The sequence below is a fragment of the Aminobacter sp. P4_D5 genome, from assembly GCF_056401815.1.
Genome location: NZ_JBFUIP010000748.1, coordinates 1 through 696 on the forward strand (window position 1 = coordinate 1; position 696 = coordinate 696).

General features: G+C 67.4%; 1 protein-coding gene. It reads left to right on the forward strand.

Annotation, left to right across the window (positions count from 1 at the left end):
- Window positions 1–696, forward strand: a 696-nt coding sequence (locus tag AC1DWF_RS34750) for an ABC transporter substrate-binding protein (RefSeq protein WP_476843022.1), incomplete at both ends; no start/stop codon positions are given.

The window sequence follows — 696 nt, forward strand, 5'->3', positions numbered from 1 at the left end:
GCTCGGCATCTCCTCGCGCAACGCCATCCAGATGGAGGTGGACCGCTTCAACTCCGAAGGCGGGCTCGAGGGGCGCCCCATCGAGATGGTCATCCGCGACAGCCGCGGCACGCCGGCCGAGGCCGCGCGCCTCGCCCGCGAGATGGTCAGCAGCGATGGCTGCGAGTTCCTCATCGACGGGGAGCCTTCCTCCGGTGGCTTCGCCGTGCACGAGGTGGTGCGCGAGACCGGCACCGTCACGCTGCACATCAACTCCGAGACCTCGTCGCTCACGGCCGATCCGCGCCAGCGCTTCTGGAACGCCTTCCGGGTCGCCCGCATGGGCATCCATGATTCGATCGCCGGCGGCGCCTATGCGGCCAATATCGCCAAGGCGCGCAACCTGCGGCGCTGGATGACCGTCTCGCCCGACTACGCCTATGGCCGCGACACCACGGCGGAGTTCGTCGAGTACCTGAAGCATTTCTATCCGGAGATGCAGGTCACCGGCGACACCTGGCCGCGCCTCTTCCAGCCCGACTATACCGAGAACATCACGCGCCTCTCGCAGGGCCGCCCGCAGGCGATCTACTCCTGCCTCTGGGCCGGCGACCTCGTGACCTTCACCGTGCAGGCCTCGATCTTCGGGCTGTTCAACGCCTCGACGGTCTTCGCCGTGAACATGGCCGACTACACCACGCTGCAGCAGATCCGGAA